11 protein-coding genes are annotated in these 13,342 nt (G+C 42.7%); 2 read left to right on the top strand and 9 right to left on the bottom strand.

Annotation, left to right across the window (positions count from 1 at the left end):
• Nucleotides 1-156 precede the first annotated feature (156 nt).
• Both GPM24_RS13785 and GPM24_RS13780 read right to left on the bottom strand, forming a co-directional pair.
• A complete protein-coding gene (locus tag GPM24_RS13785; protein ID WP_255459127.1) occupies nucleotides 157-939 on the bottom strand; it encodes an NADPH-dependent F420 reductase in 783 nt (260 codons plus the stop codon).
• 331 nt (nucleotides 940-1,270) lie between these two features.
• Entirely contained in the window at nucleotides 1,271-2,167 is an 897-nt protein-coding gene (locus GPM24_RS13780) for a helix-turn-helix domain-containing protein (protein WP_158827395.1), read from the bottom strand.
• Nucleotides 2,168-2,331: 164 nt separating this feature from the next.
• Between GPM24_RS13780 and GPM24_RS13775 the strand changes: the two genes are divergently transcribed.
• Nucleotides 2,332-3,315 carry an aldo/keto reductase gene (locus tag GPM24_RS13775; RefSeq protein ID WP_158827394.1) on the top strand — a complete coding sequence of 328 codons (984 nt, stop codon included), beginning with the start codon at nucleotides 2,332-2,334 and terminating at the stop codon, nucleotides 3,313-3,315.
• A 157-nt stretch (nucleotides 3,316-3,472) separates the two neighbouring features.
• Here the strand turns inward: GPM24_RS13775 and GPM24_RS13770 are convergent, their stop codons facing one another.
• From GPM24_RS13770 to GPM24_RS13755, 4 genes are all read right to left on the bottom strand, one after another.
• On the bottom strand, nucleotides 3,473-3,622 hold the full coding sequence (locus tag GPM24_RS13770) for a hypothetical protein (RefSeq protein ID WP_158827393.1): 150 nt from the start codon (nucleotides 3,620-3,622) through the stop codon (nucleotides 3,473-3,475).
• Between the two features lie 19 nt (nucleotides 3,623-3,641).
• Nucleotides 3,642-4,100, bottom strand: coding sequence for an ester cyclase (locus GPM24_RS13765; protein ID WP_158827392.1), 459 nt, complete (start codon nucleotides 4,098-4,100; stop codon nucleotides 3,642-3,644).
• 22 nt (nucleotides 4,101-4,122) lie between these two features.
• A complete protein-coding gene (locus GPM24_RS13760; RefSeq protein WP_158827391.1) occupies nucleotides 4,123-5,079 on the bottom strand; it encodes an NADP-dependent oxidoreductase in 957 nt (318 codons plus the stop codon).
• 112 nt (nucleotides 5,080-5,191) lie between these two features.
• Entirely contained in the window at nucleotides 5,192-6,094 is a 903-nt protein-coding gene (locus GPM24_RS13755; RefSeq protein ID WP_158827390.1) for a helix-turn-helix domain-containing protein, read from the bottom strand.
• Between the two features lie 786 nt (nucleotides 6,095-6,880).
• Between GPM24_RS13755 and GPM24_RS13750 the strand changes: the two genes are divergently transcribed.
• On the top strand, nucleotides 6,881-8,995 hold the full coding sequence (locus GPM24_RS13750) for an LruC domain-containing protein (protein WP_158827389.1): 2,115 nt from the start codon (nucleotides 6,881-6,883) through the stop codon (nucleotides 8,993-8,995).
• A gap of 173 nt (nucleotides 8,996-9,168) precedes the next feature.
• Here GPM24_RS13750 and GPM24_RS13745 read toward each other — a convergent pair whose 3' ends face one another.
• The 3 genes from GPM24_RS13745 to GPM24_RS13735 all read right to left on the bottom strand — a co-directional run bounded on the left by GPM24_RS13745 (nucleotide 9,169) and on the right by GPM24_RS13735 (nucleotide 13,203).
• The gene (locus tag GPM24_RS13745; RefSeq protein WP_233268833.1) at nucleotides 9,169-9,324 is read right to left on the bottom strand and encodes a heavy metal-binding domain-containing protein; all 156 of its coding nucleotides are present in this window, start codon (nucleotides 9,322-9,324) and stop codon (nucleotides 9,169-9,171) included.
• Nucleotides 9,325-9,386: 62 nt separating this feature from the next.
• Nucleotides 9,387-10,862: a PepSY domain-containing protein gene (locus GPM24_RS13740; RefSeq protein WP_158827387.1), complete on the bottom strand. Its 1,476-nt coding sequence runs from the start codon at nucleotides 10,860-10,862 to the stop codon at nucleotides 9,387-9,389.
• A gap of 4 nt (nucleotides 10,863-10,866) precedes the next feature.
• On the bottom strand, nucleotides 10,867-13,203 hold the full coding sequence (locus GPM24_RS13735; RefSeq protein WP_158827386.1) for a TonB-dependent receptor: 2,337 nt from the start codon (nucleotides 13,201-13,203) through the stop codon (nucleotides 10,867-10,869).
• Nucleotides 13,204-13,342 lie beyond the last annotated feature (139 nt).

Here is a 13,342-nt window from a genome sequence, read left to right as displayed (position 1 = left end):
CTGACTGACGGTAAACAAGGGGCGTTTGAGCGGTTTTGCGTCTGAACAATTTATTGAACGATTGCGGATAATTAAGAAAAGCCGCCTAACTTTCGTAAGGCGGCTTTTAAATGGCGGTTACACTCATCGCTACTTCATGTTCAACACTCAGTCTGCTCAATTTACAGCTGAAGCCGAACGGTTTAAGGCTATGATCTCATCATGAGGAGGCATTGGGTCGATCTGGAAATTTTGTAGTTTGTCCATCACGAAATCCCTGGCAACAGGACCTTTTCCCCTTTGGGCTTCGGCAAGCGCTTGCTTAAGTTGCTCGGCGTTTAATTCCGTACAATAGCCCGGGGTACCTGGTTCCTGTCTCCAAGATTCGGCCAGTGTGCCACCATCTACGGTATCAAACCCTAATACATCCACCAATTCGGCGGCAACTTCTTTTTGCTGCTCGTTATCCCCTGCTATTGAAATGGCAATTCTTCCCTCCTCGCCGGCAGCTTTTCCCCTATTTTCCAAGGTATAGGCAAAAATGTTATTAAACACTTTGATAATGGGTCTTCCTAGAGTTTCCGAAATATATTCGCTTTCGGTTTTTCCTTGTAGGCCCGAAATCTCACCATCTCGTGCAGGATAATAATTGGAAGTGTCCATTACGGTCACGTCCTGAGATACGTTCTGTAATAAATTCTTCGGCAGGTTTTGATAGGCATTGAAAGGTATAGAGAAGATGATGGCCTCCACCCCTTGTACCACCTCTTCCAGGGTTGCCGCCTCGGCGTTTAAACCTGCAGCTATTTGGGTAAGCTCGGGCATGCTTCGGGTGTTGGTAATCTTTACCTCATGTCCTGCAGCAGATAACTTCTTTGCCAGAATACTGCCAATCATGCCTGTTCCAATGATTCCGATTTTCATTTTATTGATGTTTTTAGAATTAATATGTAATGACAAGTTGCCAAACAGTTTCTAACTAGTCTAACAAATCATCACGTATATTTATTAAGCTGTATTTAACAATAAAGTTTGAAATCTACCTTCAATGGCGAGAATTAAAAATTTAAGATCGCCTAATGGTTTGGAAGAGGCTTTATCACCTTTAAAAGCAATACCTTTTTAGGTAGATACAGCTTGATGAATATGTGCTGCCCATTAGAAATAATAGTTATTGGCAATCACTTCATATTTAGATAAGCAATATCCGTGTACGTGTTAGCTTAACGAGTCGTGATGGCGTTGGTAAGATAGTTTCAAACTACTAAAGATAGAATCGTTATGAATTCAGTTAATTCGTCATTCGGTAATCATTCGGGGTAACGCCTGTTTTTTGCTTAAATAAGCGAGTGAAATGCTGTGGGTATTTAAACCCAAGCTCGTAGGCAATTTCACTCACCGATCTATTCATGTCAAACACTCTCTGTTTAGCCACGTCGATCACTTTTGACTGAATGTACTCTTGCGCAGATCTGCCTGTTTCCTTCTTCACCAGGTCACCAAAATAGTTGGGCGATAAATGCAGGTTTTCGGCGCAATATGCTACGGAAGGCAAACCTTCGTTTTGCGGTTGATCAGATGCGAAATAGTCATTCAATAAGTATTCAAACCGTTCTAAGATGCCTTTATTGGTGTGATCGCGCGTGATGAACTGGCGATCATAAAAACGGAGGCAGTAATTAAGCAGCAACTCAATATTGGATGCAATCAGTGTTTTGCTATGCTTATCTATATTTTGATTAAGCTCATACTCGATTTTTGAGAAACAGTCAATTACAATACTCTTCTCTTTATCAGAAAGGTGAAGCGCTTCATTAACGTCATATGAAAAAAAAGAATAATCATGCATGTGTTTGCCCAGCGGTGTGCCGTTAATCAGGTCGGGATGAAAAAGCAACGCCCAGCCTTTTGGGGCAAATGGATCAACGCCGGGTTGTACTCCCAATACCTGTCCGGGCGCTACAAATATCAAACTTCCTTCCTGGTAATCATAGTGGCTTCTACCATAGCGCAACTGGCCAAGGTTAAGCTCTTTCAGCCCAACTGCATACAAACCAAAGTTAAATGATCCTGCAGGCATTAAATTCGCTTTTGAGAGATCAATTACGGTAATTAATGGATGTTTAGTTGTTACACCTCTCATCGCGTTGTACTGTGCTACACTGTTTATTTTTACAATCTCTTCCATACCCTATTGTTCCATCCATACAAAAATACAGGTTTTGGCAGCCCCCCGCAGACACCGATCTTCCCAATCAGTAATATTGGTAGGAAAACCCGTAATCTGTATACAAAACGGATCGCCCTTTCTCCACAATTTTGCACCAGTATGATATATAAAGAACATCCATAATGAAAACAAGACAATTAGGAACCTCAGGCTTAGCAGTGTCTGAACTGGGTTTTGGCTGCATGGGATTAAGTCATGGCTATGGTCCGGCAACAAACGAAAAAGATGCCATTGCCGTTATTCAAAAAGCCTATGAACTGGGCACTACTTTTTTTGATACCGCAGAAGTGTACGGACAAGGCGCTAATGAACAATTATTAGGAAAAGCATTGCACCATGTACGCGATAAAGTAATTATTGCTACCAAGTTTGGCTTTCAGAATGGCAGGAATACAGATGGCTTGAATAGTAGGCCGGAACGCATCAGGCAGGTAGCAGAAAACTCGCTACGCTATTTGCAAACCGACTACATCGACTTGTTTTACCAGCACCGCGTAGACCCCGACGTGCCTGTTGAAGACGTTGCCGGAACCGTTAAAGACTTAATTGCCGAAGGCAAAGTAAAACACTTTGGCATGAGTGAGGCCGGTGTGCAAAGCATACGCCGGGCGCACGCTGTACAACCTGTGGCAGCCCTGCAAAGCGAGTACTCTATGTTTTGGCGCGAACCTGAAAATGAAATCATTCCATTGTTGCAAGAATTAGGTATTGGCTTTGTTCCGTTCAGCCCTTTGGGTAAAGGATTTTTAACGGGCAAGATGAATGCGAATACGGAATTTGATAAAACTGACTGGAGAAATGTTATGCCCCGTTTTAGCAAAGAAAACCGAGAAGCGAATAAAACCATTGTAGACCTTGTAACCAAAATTGCGACAGAACAGAACGCAACACCGGCGCAGATTGCACTGGCATGGCTACTGGCGCAAAAGCCATGGATTGCACCTATTCCGGGAACTACAAAAATGTCTCGCCTGGAAGAAAATATAGGCGGTGCAGACCTTACGTTAAGCGATGATGATTTAGCCGAAATCAATAAGGCTTTGGACAATATTACCCTACAGGGAGAACGTTACCCTGCAATACTGGCGGGATTACAAGGCAAGTAACAAGACCAACATTCAGACAGGTATTAATTGATGAACATAGCTTTACAAAAGGCCTAGTTCGCACAAATAGCCATCTTACTAATTGGTAACTCCCAACGGAGAAAAGACGCATCCACGTGTGCCTTTTCTCCGTTGGGAATTCCGCCTGTAGAAAAGCTTAACTATAAGCCGCTCTATCAGAAGCCAAGAACGACACTATCTTTAACACCAGATGCAGGTCTTCTGAAGCGAGTTTTTCAGCAATTCCACGGTCTAAGCCTTTGAATACTCCAGTAATCAGTGCCAATCTATTTTTTAAGTTCAGCATACATCGGTTACCTTGTTACTTAATTTGATTTCATCGGCCACGCACCGGTTTGTATCAGCATGCTCAGCCAATCTTCCAGATGCCAAGTCTTTGTCACTTTGCCATCCTTGAGGTGATGAAACTCATGCAGTGCAATGGTTACCTTTTCTTGGGTTGGCGCAATACCCATGAATTTGCTGCTGTGGGTAAAAGAGATTTCGGCCCGTACCCCAACCCGCTCGTGGGTACCAAAGATTTCGTGTATTTTAATGCTTACGTCGGGAAATGCCTGGGCAAAACCTTGCACCAATTCCTTGTAGCCTTCCGGTCCATCTTTCTGACCTGGAGCCAGTGGTATATCCTGCCAGTTAGTAGCTAAAATGGTGTCTACTACGCTGTAATCACGATTGCTGAATACGCCGTAGAAGGCATGTAAAGTGTCAATTTCTTTTTGTGTCAGGGGTTTAACCAATTCCTGAGTGGTTTGATTTGTATTCATATCTTTATCGTTTGAATGAAAATTAATTTACGTTAACGACTATCTTGCCTGTTGCCCTACCCGATTCTACAACGAATTGAGCCTCACGCAACTGGTCGAACTTGAACTCTTGGGTCACCTGCGGTGTTATTTTGCCTTCGGCAATAAGTGCGCTGATCTCATTCAAAACTTCGGCGGAAGAGTGAACAAAAACGCCAAATCCGCTTACACCTGCCATATCAAGTTGTGCTTGAATAGCCCCGGCAAAATGAGGTTGCAGATAAACCAGGCGGCCATTCTTTTTAATGACCTGAACGGAACGTAGCAAATGTTCAACAGAGTTGATGGTATCGATGACAACATCTACGTCATGAACTTGCTGCTCAAAAGGTTGAGCGGTATAATCGATAAATTCATCAACCCCTAAATTGCGCACGAAAAATTCATTTTTGGCTGACGCGGTGCCAATCACGTAAGCGCCTAAGTTCTTTGCTAATTGTACAGCAAAGTGCCCTACCCCGCCAGAAGCAGCATGGATCAGAACCTTTTCACCTGCTTTAATTTCACCCAAAGTAATTACGGCCTGCCAGGCGGTTAAGGCTGCCATCGGCGTAGCACCAGCTGCTGTAAAATTTAAGATATCAGGTTTATGAGCAAGCTGACTGGCAGACGCTACTACATTTGTTGCACAAGTTGCGCCGAGTCCTGGCATGTTAACTAAGCCGTATACTTCATCTCCAGATTTGAAACCGATCACATTTTCACCTACATCCTCAATAATGCCGGCTACATCCCAGCCCAAAATTACCTGCTGTGGAACCTTACCGCCGGTAATCATGCTCAGCATGTCTTTAGAATGGCGTACCTGTATATCAATTGGGTTAATACCGATCGCTTTGGTTTTAATCAATACTTCGCCTTCCTGTAATGCTGGGGTATTAAGGGTGACCTTTTTTAAATTTTCCCGCCCACCGTTTTGTTCAAAGATATAAGCTTCCATTTTTGCTTTATTTATTGATAGCAAAATTAGAAGCTGCTCAAGCACCGGGAAAGGCAGATTCAAACTAAAAATGGTTCAAATCAAACCAACATCAAGCTGGCTTTCATATAAACTATGACCGAAAGCGATGCGGGGTTGTTTCGCTTTGCTTTTTGAAAAATTTGACAAAGTTAGAGGTATCCTCAAAGCCCAGGCACCAGGCAATCTCCGAAATATTCCAATCGGTATGCTTCAGTAAAGCTCTGGCTTCGGAGGCTATCCGAGCGGCAATCAGTTGCGTTGTGGTTTTACCGGTGGTTTCCTTCAAAACCCGGTTCAGGTGATTAATGTGTACGTTGAGTTGATCCGCAAATTCGGCAGGCGTTTTCAGCTGCATTTTTTGAACGGTTGATTCTATGGGAAACTGCCGGTCAAGCAATTCATGAAAAAGGGAGGCAATGCGTTGTCCGGCATTGAATCCCGGCACGTCTTCTGTTATGCACGCCGGACGCAATTTAAGACCGGCATGAATAATTTCAAATACCTGGCTACGCAGCAGGTCATATTTGTAAGTATATTCTGAGGCGATCTCTTTGAGCATCCGGTTAAATAAATCCATTACCGGCCCAGCTTCTTCATCTGTAATGTCCAGTATCGGAGTGCCGGCGGGTTGATAAAGCGGGTAATCTTTAATATTGCCGAAGCCCTTCATATAATCTTCGGTAAATACGCAAAAAGCACCGGTGGGCTGCAGGTTTTCGGGTGTCCAGTTATAGGGAATCAGGGGATTGGCGAACATCAGCATATTATGCTTAACCTCGTAAGTATGATCTGCATATTCTACCCGGTGGGCACCTCGTATCAGCGCAATCTTGTAATAATCCTTCCGGCTATAAGGCATCGGATACGCAGGCTTAGGGCCGGTATAATCTTCCATCGTGAACACATTAAAATGCCCTATTTTTTTGAATATCTCACTAGGAAGAATACCCAATTTTTCCCTATAAAATACCTCCAGCGATTCTGTCTTATCCACTTTCTTTATATGAGTTTGTAACTAAACTTAAGCCAAAGCACCGTTTGCGCCAATAATTTGACGGAACTCTATCTGGGAGCATCACCGGCCAAGCTCACAATAATACGTGCAAAATATCTGACGGCTGTTTAAGGCAGCTGAAAGCATTGCTGCTAATCAATCGGTGAATATTCCGTTGCGTTTTCCTAAGCAAAAACAAATCCGTTCCGGTTGAACTAAGCCTTTTTGATGTACCTGTAATTAAGGCTACTCATCATTCAACGCTTGCAGTATTTATTAATTTGTAAATGTAGAAATTGACCGTTGGGATAAATAGTGTCAATCAAACAAAATCAGGTAAATTTCAAGCAACTTGTAAATCTTTTACTTTGACCGATTGTAGCATTAACCTTGTTACCTCCCGTGCCCATGATATTCAATATTCAGGTTAAAAGATTTAGTAGGGAATGCCGGTATAACCATCATAAGCAAAGCATAAATTCAATAATGTAAAAATCCGATATACCAGAAAACTGGTTTTAGATAGTTCAACAAAAATTATTAAAAACCTCTTATTTGTATAAATAACCACTTCCTTTTTGCCAATCCTACAATTATCCAACTGTACTTATCCCACCTTAAAAATCACATTAGGTAACAATATTACCTGGGGATTTATTTCCCTGTTTCCCTGGAGTTAATTCCCCACATTTTACCGAATATCACAACCAGCCATTGCCGTTTTACGTACAGATACGTGTTGGAACATATTTTGTCTAACAAGAACATTCAACAGATAACGATATCATGAAGAACCTTTTTACATGTACTTTACTAGCCGGTATGGTTTCGCTGGCAGCCTGCAAAAAAGAAAATGCACAGCAACAGGATGGCAACACCACAAACCCAATCGGAAAAGTTGCTCCTGACGGTTTTAATTTCAGCACTACAAAAAATGTAAACCTGAACCTTACACTTAAAGCCAACAATAACGAAGTATTGCCTGGTGTAGTAGTAAGTGTTTACTTGCCTGGCGGCGCATCAGCTGCCTTTTTCAAAGGTGTCACCGATAAAAATGGCCAATTGAAAGGTACACTTACCGTACCAGCTTCTGTAAATCAGCTTATTATTGATCCTGCCTATGTTGGTCTTATGCGCAATGCACAGGCTAACGTTTCTTCGGCCAACAACATTACGGCTACCATTGGCGGAAAAGACGGATTTTCCGGCGATATCATCGCACAAGAAGTTTCTGACGTTGCCGCTAGCAATGCAAATACGCTGAGCACTAATAAAAGAACTTTAGAAGTTGGTGCAAGTCCAGCGCTTGCTTACCCAAGCCCTTATGCTTCATCGGCCGAAGCTATTGTTAACACCAACGCCTATCCGTTTAAACTGGGCAGGCCGGTGTATTTAGAAAGCACACCAGATGCAATTGATGCTTCGTTATTATCATACATTAATGCTTCACTGCCTGAAGGTAATGCATTGACCAAAACGCACCCCGAATATTTAAGCAGCACCGCAATGCCCGACTTGAATGTTAAAGCAACATCTGATGTATGGATCACATTTGTATCTGAAGGGGCCGGCTTACTAAACAGCTTAGGTTATTATACCTATCCTACCAATAATCCGCCTGCAAGTACAAGTGATATCAGCAAAATCACCGTTATTTTCCCTAACTCATCTGCAGTAGGTTCGGCCGGCGGATTAAACTCTGGCGATAAAGTTAAATTGGGTCGTTTTAATGCAGGTACTTCTATTGGTTTTGTTCTGCTGCAAAATGCCTGGAGCACAACCCGTGGCGTAATTACTACTACTGTTAAATTCTACTCTAACCCTAAATTTAACCCAGAAACAACTACCGCTACACAAAAACATACTGTTACACTTTATGACGATGTGCACAAGCTGTTCTTGATGGGTTTTGAAGATTTGAACCGTCAAACTGAGTCAGACAATGACTTTAACGATTTGGTTGTTTATGCTACATCAAACCCGGTAACGGCCATTTCGACTGATGGTGTACCAAGTATAGATAAAGGTGGCGACAGTGATGGTGATGGCGTGCAAGACAAACTGGATGCGTTTCCAAATGATCCGACAAGAGCTTACGTTAGCTATTACCCGTCACAAAATGGTTATGCCAGCATTGCATTTGAAGACAACTGGCCTACTAAAGGCGATTTTGATCTGAACGACTTAGTTGTTAATTACCGCTATACGTTCACCAGCAACGCCCAAAACCAAGTGGTTGACATGAAGGGCGACTTTACTCCGGTAGCTTCGGGAGCATCGTTCCGTAACGGCTTTGCAATCCAGTTGCCCATAGCAGCAGCAGCGGTAAGTTCAGTAACCGGTCAGCAAACAATTAGTAATTATATTAATTTTGCAGGTAACGGTGTTGAAGCCGGTCAAACCAAAGCGGTAATTGTGCCTTTTGATAATCATGAAGCTTTGTTGAAAAATGGTGATGGCTCTTACTTCATCAACGTTTATCCTGACAAAGATAAAGTGACAGCAAAAACAGCTACTGTTATGGTAACATTTGCTTCACCTATTGCAGCATCAAGCTTACAAGTTTCTGCATTCAATCCTTTCCTGATCAGCAACATGCGTCGCGGTTATGAAATTCACCTGCCGGGATTTGCGCCAACAGATAAAGCAGATGCAAGCCTGTTTGGCACCGGAGATGATAACTCTAACCCAAGCGGCAGTAAGTACTACTTATCAAAAGAAAATTATCCATGGGCTATTAATTTTGCCGGTACTTACAATTACCCAATTGAATTAAAACCTGTAACCCAAGCCTATCCACACTTTGGCGAATGGGCACTTTCGGGTGGCACCTCGTTCACTGACTGGTACAGCAATACCACAACCGGATACCGGGATGCAAGTAAAATTTATTCAAAATAGAAATACCTCTCATCAATTTAAACAACAAAGGGTTATCCTAAACGGATGGCCCTTTGTTGTTTAACCGCTTTAATGCCAAATGAAAGAAATAAGGTTCAAGTGACTTGTATATGCGCTAGAAACTTACAACTGCTTCCTTACTCCAAAAATTATTGACTGTTAGGCATCTATAGTTATTCTTTCTCGGTTAATTCCATACCACACTTAGGGCATAAGCCTGGCTTATCGCTGCATACAGCAGGATGCATGGTACACGTATAGTTACAATCAGCAGTTTTATGCGTACCAGCTTTTTCAGCTGGCGTGCTTCCGGAGTTAGATGATGGCATAGTGCAGCCTGCAAAAGCAGTTATTATGCAGAAACCTATTAGGGTACTCTTCAAATTTGTCATTACTTGTTTTTTAAGAAGGCAACAAAGCCAAATAATGCGACCACTAATACACCCAGCGCAGATACCATGCTTACAATGTCGCGTGCATCTTTGCCGGCCCAGGTCATACCAAAATATTTATGCAGAAATATAAATGAAAGGCCCTCGGCCCGGTCTATACCGGCAACCTTAGTGGCTAGCTTAGACGATGGGGTTTCAATGTACCAATTTTCATTACCTGCATAAGTAACTTTTTCAACCGGTAGCCGCTTGTTGATAAAACCATATTCATTGGTAAAGCTTTTGATTAGCGTTATGCTATCTGCCTTGGCAGCAGTTGAATGACGATAAAAGTTAGCTAAATGCTGGGCATACAACTGGTCGCCGTTTAGCAGTTCAGTACCCGTTTGCGTATCAAAATACTGAAATTTCTTTTTGGTGTTTGACAGCTGATAATAATACCTGTTATTGAAAGCAACCAGGCCAATTCGCTTTATAGTACTGTCGGCAACCGGAAGTTGTAAATTGGATTGATTAAGATAGTTAGTACTGACTAGCTGGTTATATTGCTTTTTATCAGGATTAAGATTATGCAGTTTTACTAATAAATGAAATCCCCCACTTACAACAAATGCCAGCATCACCAACGAAACAATTAACCCCAACTGACGGTGAAAACGGTGTACAAAGCGCCGGTCGGGAATCTGGTTTTCTTTGCGCTTTTGGGTAATCTCTTTAAAACGGTTCCAAAATAAGCCGTATACCATTAAGCCACTTATTAATGACAGCAGCATAGCGGTTACTACCACCAGCAGCACACCAATACGGAAACCTTCGCCGCCGATACTTTCTAAGAAGCGCCAGGTATGACATTGTTGAAAGAATACCAAAAACGCCTTGCGGGTATTATTATTAAAAGTACCCATACGGCTTTGGCCGGTTTCTACATAAACATCCATCCCGTCGGGCCGGTTAAATGATACTTTCCAAACCGGTAACAAGCGGTTGATGGGTTGATACTCTGAATCAAAGCTTGTTTGCAAGGTCATGTCTTTTATACCATGCTTTTGATCTTGCGTAAAATAACGGGCCAGGTAAAGGGCGTAACGGCGGTCGCCATCCGGTATAAAGGTACCGTCTGTGGCCGAAAAGTAGTGGTAAGCACTATCTCGACCTAGTACCTGGTACCACGGTTGTGTGCCCAAGCTTACTAAGTTAAAGTTGCGAATTTCGGTAATACCATTTTTATCCAGCACCTGCTTAATGCTTAAATTTGGATGCAATTGTTGCTGGGTAAGCGGTTTAAATACTTCTTTGGGTATAAATGGCCTGAACCAGTTTGACATAAACGGATGAGAAAGGCCGCTTAAGGTCCAGCTGATTACCGGAATCAAGGCAATCAGGCCAATAACACGATGCCATTTATAAAATCGACTTTTGGCAGATGTGCTTTTCGCCGGTTGTTTTTTAGAAATGGGTGTGGTGGTTAGTTCCATAAGGTTAATGTTTTGCAAATGAATAGCTGATGCCTACTGTATAAGTGCGCGGCGGGGCGGCATAGTAAGTATCGGAATAAGTACTGCTGGTTACGTTAGTGGCATACAGGCGATTGGTTAAGTTGATGACATTAAACCATACGCCAATGCCTTTAAGTGCCGTTTGGTGCAAATCGTATCCCAAGCGCAAATTAAATACATCATAACCCTCATACCGGCGGGTATTGGCGTTGTCTTTATAATAAGGACCTATATGCTGCCATTCAAACGAACTTCGGAACCCTTGCAGGTAAGCCGGTTTATAGGTAACTTCAGAATTAGCAATCCATGCCGGGGCATTGATCATGCGGTTGCCGTCGTAATATACCGTACTGCTTTTACCGCCTACCGTTTGTATAGTGCTAAAATTTACATACGTGTGCCAGGCATTGGTTCCGCTAAAGCGAAAGGCCAACTGATTAACAGGCAGATAAGTTAAGCCATACTCTATACCGCGGTGACGTGTAGCGCCTGCGTTTTCGTTTTGTGTAGTATTGTCGGGCTGCAAAACACTGATAATCTCATTACGGCCTTCCAAATCATACACACTCAGCTCCAGGTACATTTTTTTGTTAAGGGCTGATAGCCATCCGCCTACCTCATAGTTGTAAAATGAAGCTTGGTCTACCGGGCGGGTTTGCCGCGAGCTATACAAATCGCCGGTTTCGGGCGGTTGGAATCCCACGCTGAAGTTCCCGTAAAAGCCATTATTGTTACCCAAATCGTAAGTAAAACCAGCCTTGGGTGCTATGATGTTGAAACTGTTTTTTTGCTGTTGCTTGTACTTGGTACGGTTGGCTGGCAGGCTATTATTAAAATTATAATACACCCTATCATATCGTAAGCCGGTAACAATACGCAAAGCATCAACCGGCTTAAATTCATAATGTGCGTAAACGGCAGTATTGAGCAATTTAATTTTGTAATTATCTATCAGCGAATCGGTGTTGGTATAGCCGGTGTAGTAATTATTTGCTACATCTTTTTTTATACTTAGGTATTTGGCAAAGTACTTACTCGGACTGTTATCTACCGACGCACCTACAATGAGCTTGGAATTCAGGAATGAAAAATCGCTGCGGTGCTGGGTAAGCAAGCCGTAGCTTTTTAAGCTTTGTTCATTAATCTGCCCGTTTGAGCTTAAATACTGGCCGCTGCTATTGCGCACGTCTGATATGTAATAATTGGGCAACTGACCGGTAACATTGCTGCGGAAAAACGCTGTGATGAAAGTATAGTTGCGGTCGCTCCAGTGATGTTCCAACCTGGTACTGGCACGCGTGGCTTTTACTTCGCGGTAAGAAAACTCCTGGTTGCTGCCGTACTTTTTGCTGTAAAAGCGGATACTATCCAAACTGCCTGCTGTTTCGGTATACAAATAATTGTAGGACGCCTGCGTAGTTAAGCGTGTTGCGGAACTAAAATCATACGTAGTGTTAATGTTGATGGAGCGCTTTCTGAAATCAGAATAATCCTGCCAGCCGTTTTTCTGGTCGGCAATGTAACCACCGACAAACAAGCCAAACTTGCCTGCTGTAAAGCCCCCACTGGCATCGGCACGGCGGTAATGGTAATTGTCGCCCTGCAAAGCTACATAGCCTGAATAACCTTGTGGTGGCCCTTGGGTAATAAAGTTAACAGCGCCGCCAATAGCATTACTGCCATATAGCGAAGAAGCAGGACCTTTAATTACTTCAATATCCTTTACAGCTGCTATATTAATTTCATACAAAGCATTGTGCTGAAATATACCGGTTGGCCGGATAGGTAAGCCATCTTCCAAATATAGATACAGCGCTTTGGTAGTAATGGGCTGACGAATTTGCATCATGTGCTGCTCGCTGTTCAGGTTTACCATGTTTACACCAGGCACTTTGTTGAGTAACTGGTAAATGGCGGTAGCTTTGGTGTCATTAATCTGAACAGAACTGATTTTACTAATGGCAATAGGCGCATCCTGTCTGGCCTGCCCTTCTCTACTGGCTGAAACCACCACCTGCTGCAAGTTTAATGACGAAGGTTGCAAAGCTACATACACATTGTTGCCGGTTACTTGCATTTTTTTGCTTTCATAACCAATCATGGCAAATTTCAACGCAGTTGACTTCTTGATAACAAACATGCCTCTCCGGTCGGTTACGGCAGATACTTTAGTACTTTGAGCACTGTCGGCACTGGTAACTGTTACACCCGGTAATGGTTCGTGGGTTATGGCATCGGTAACAATACCTGTTAATTGCTGACAGTAAGCGTTTGAGATAAGTGATAAAAAAAATATAAAACTGAGGTAATAACGTTTCATGAAATAGGATAAAGCATTCTTCTTCAGCCCATTTTAGCAGGCCGAAAAACTTAAATAATACCGATGGATAAGCAGCATACACGCACACTGTTGCGAACAGAGCACAGCTACGCCAACCCAATCAGATGAATTAAAAAAA

It is taken from the genome of Mucilaginibacter lacusdianchii, assembly GCF_009770985.1.
GTDB classification, from domain to species: domain Bacteria; phylum Bacteroidota; class Bacteroidia; order Sphingobacteriales; family Sphingobacteriaceae; genus Mucilaginibacter; species Mucilaginibacter lacusdianchii.
The sequence above is the reverse complement of the archived record's forward strand: the minus strand, read 5'-3'. Positions and strand labels throughout refer to the sequence as shown.